Origin of the sequence: uncultured Chitinophaga sp., assembly GCF_937874145.1 — a bacterium.
Lineage (GTDB): Bacteria > Bacteroidota > Bacteroidia > Chitinophagales > Chitinophagaceae > Chitinophaga.
In genome coordinates, this window is sequence record NZ_CALNBI010000363.1 from 1 (window position 1) to 3,152 (window position 3,152).

The following is a 3,152-nucleotide window of genomic DNA, read 5'->3' on the forward strand; positions in this document are numbered from 1 at the left end:
AAAACATCGTGCGGCCCCGCGTGCTCATGCGCGCCGTGCAGCTGCGCCCGAACGAACGGTATTCCACTTCCAACTACAGTAACACCATCAACCGCCTGTACGACCTCAATCTCTGGCAGTTCGTGAGCCTGCAGTATAAAGACGCAAAAGATACCGTGCAGAAGCTGGACGCATTCATCCAGCTGACGCCGCGCAAAAAACAGGAAATCAGCACCAACTTCGACGTAACTACTTCCAACGACTATGCCGTGGGCAGCGCCGTTTCATTGGGTTACCGCCACTTCAACCTCAACCGCGCGGCCAATGAGCTGCATATTACTTTGAAGGGAGGTATCGAACTGCGGAACCTGAATGGTGAGGGCTTGTCGCTGCAGGCGCAGGAATATGGCATCAACGCGGATTACGTGCTGCCGCGGTTCATGCTGCCTTTCCGGGTGCGGCAGAATTACCGGTCAACGGCCAAAACGCGTATCTCCGCGGGGTACAACAATCTCCGCCGCATCGATAAGTTCAATATCCGGACGGTGACGGGATCGCTGGGGTACGAGTGGAACGAATCCATCTATAAACGCTGGAACGTCAAGCCTTTTAACCTGAACTTCGTGGGCGTTTCGCTGGTGCCGGAATTTGAAAGAACGGTAGTGGATCAGAACCCATACTTGCGGCGCAGCTTCGAGCCGGCGTTCATCGGGGGCGAGGCTGCAGCGTTTATCTTCAGCAACGACGATATTTTCCATAAAAGACAGAACACCTACTTCCGCGCCGCCGTTGAAGAATCCGGCGCCTGGCTGGAAGGGGTGAACAGCCTGATCAATACCATCACCGGCAAGCGCGACGACCTGGAATCGGCCGCCAATACGAAGATCTCCCGGTTTGTACGGCTGGATCTCGATTACCGCCATTACTGGAACTACAACCGCAGCAGCCTGGCCACAAGAGCGTTCCTGGGCATCGGCCTGCCTTACGGGCAAAGCGACGTGCTGCCGTACGTGCGCCAGTACACTTCCGGCGGCCCCAACAGTATCCGCGCCTGGCGGTTGCGTACGCTCGGGCCAGGTTCCTATTACGATACTTCTTATGTTGCCACCATCTTCCCGGACCAAACGGGCGACATGCGTTTCGAAGGGAACGTGGAATACCGGTTCAACATCCTTCGCCTCTTCGGCGGCACGATGATGCTGAAAGGAGCTACCTTCCTGGATTTTGGTAATATCTGGATGCTGAAGGAAGATACGAGCCGCCCTGGCGCCGCCTTCCATTTAAAGAACCTGTACGCGGACATGGCCATCGGCACCGGTGCGGGCGTGCGGCTGGATTTCAGTTATTTCGTCATCCGCCTCGACTGGGGCATACCGCTCAAAAAGCCCTACCCGACCGAGAACAGCAAAGGCTGGTACATCGGCGAATGGACCCTGGGCGACAGCCGGTGGCGCCGCGACAACATCATCTGGAACGTAGCGATCGGCTATCCGTTCTGAGTTTCCTGCAATTTTTTGTATTCCTCGATGAACTGCACCACATCCACCGCGTCTTCCAGGCGGAAGTCGCCGATGCGGGTACGGCAGAGGCTGCTGAGGTGGCCGCCGCATCCTACGGCTGCGCCGAAATCGTTGGCGAGCGAGCGGATGTACGTACCCGTGCTGCATTCCACGCGGAAATGTACGATAGGCAGTTCCACTTTCGTGATTTCAAAAGCATGGATCACGATGGAACGGGGTTCCACTTTCACTTCTACGCCTTTGCGGGCAAGGTGGTAAATGGGTTTTCCGTTTTGTTTGATGGCGGAGTGGATGGGAGGCAGCTGCTGCAGGGGGCCGGTGAACGTATCGGCGATCTGCTGCAGGGCGGCCTGGTCCAGTTCCGGAACGGGCTGATGGTCCTGGGGTTCTGATTCGAGGTCGAAGGTGGGGGTTACGGCGCCGAGGGTGAAGGTGCCGGTATATTCTTTTTCTTTCGCCTGGTATTCGTTGATTTTCTTGGTCATTTTGCCGGTGCAGCAAATGAGGAGCCCTGTGGCTAAGGGGTCCAGCGTTCCGGCATGGCCGATCTTGGCTTTGGTGGTATTGCGGATCTTGCGGACAACGTCGAACGAGGTCCAGGTCAAGGGTTTATTGATCAACAGCACGGCGCCTTCCTGAAAATTCGGTGTTTCTGACATGGCGCAAAGATAATAAGTTTTATTTCCCGCCGTCTTCCGCCGGTCTGCGCATCGCCATCACCGTGATCATGGAAGCCATCACCGCGATGAAAATAAACGAAATCCGCAGGCCGGATACTTCGGCGATAAACCCGATCAGCGGCGGCCCCAGCAGGAATCCGAAGAACCCGAAAGTACTCACGGCCGCCAGCGCCATGCTCTGGCTCATGGTTTTGGTGCGCCCCGCTTCGCTGTACACCAGCGGTATCACGGTTGACACGCCCAGCCCCACGAGGAAAAAACCTGCCGCCGAGAACCATACGGTCGGCAAGGCCACCGCCAGCAGCAATCCCAGCGCAGCCAATATACCGCTGCCTTTCAGCATACCATGAATCCCGAAGCGCTTCGTCAGCCAGTCGCCGATAAACCTTCCGGAAGTGGTGGCGGCGGTGAAGGCGGTATACCCGATCGTCACTTTCCCGGGATCGGCTTCCACCACTTTCGCGAAATACACGCCGCTCCAGTCGTACATCGTGCCTTCGCAGATCATGCAGCAGAAAGCGATGATGCCCAGGCTGATGAGGGCTTTGTCCGGCTTAACGAAGATCGGCTGGCGCCCGCCGGTGGTTTTGGTATGGGGGAGGGAGTTGCGGAAAGACAGGATAACGATCAGCAGCGCCGTGCCGGCCACCATCATGAAGTGCTGGGAAGGCGGCGTGCGGAGGTTGACCATCAGCGTGCCGATCCCCGCGCCGGCGAGCCCCGCGAGGCTCCAGACCGCGTGGAACGACGACATGATCGATTTGCCGTACAGCGATTCCACGCTCACCGCCTGCGTATTCACGGAAATATTGCCCAGGTTGCCGGCGAACCCGAACAGGAACAGGACGAATCCCAGTATCCAGGGGTTGTTCGACTGGCCGATGCAAAAAAGGAAAACGGCATATAAAACCGCCGCCAGGATCATCACCGGCCGGCTGCCCGACCGCGTTACCAGCCACCCCGCGATAGGCAG

General features: G+C 57.6%; 3 protein-coding genes. 1 reads left to right on the forward strand and 2 read right to left on the reverse strand.

Going from position 1 to position 3,152, the window contains the following annotated elements; all coding sequences use genetic code 11:
* Positions 1-1,478 (forward strand): BamA/TamA family outer membrane protein (locus tag Q0510_RS17615; protein WP_298714828.1); only part of this gene is annotated, 1,478 nt, incomplete at its 5' end.
* Here Q0510_RS17615 and truB read toward each other — a convergent pair.
* Complete coding sequence (gene truB, locus Q0510_RS17620; protein WP_298714829.1) at positions 1,466-2,158, reverse strand: tRNA pseudouridine(55) synthase TruB; 693 nt, start codon at positions 2,156-2,158, stop codon at positions 1,466-1,468. The two genes, Q0510_RS17615 and truB, sit on opposite strands and share 13 nt — an antisense overlap.
* 19 nt (positions 2,159-2,177) lie before the next feature.
* Positions 2,178-3,152 (reverse strand): MFS transporter (locus Q0510_RS17625; protein ID WP_298714830.1); only part of this gene is annotated, 975 nt, incomplete at its 5' end.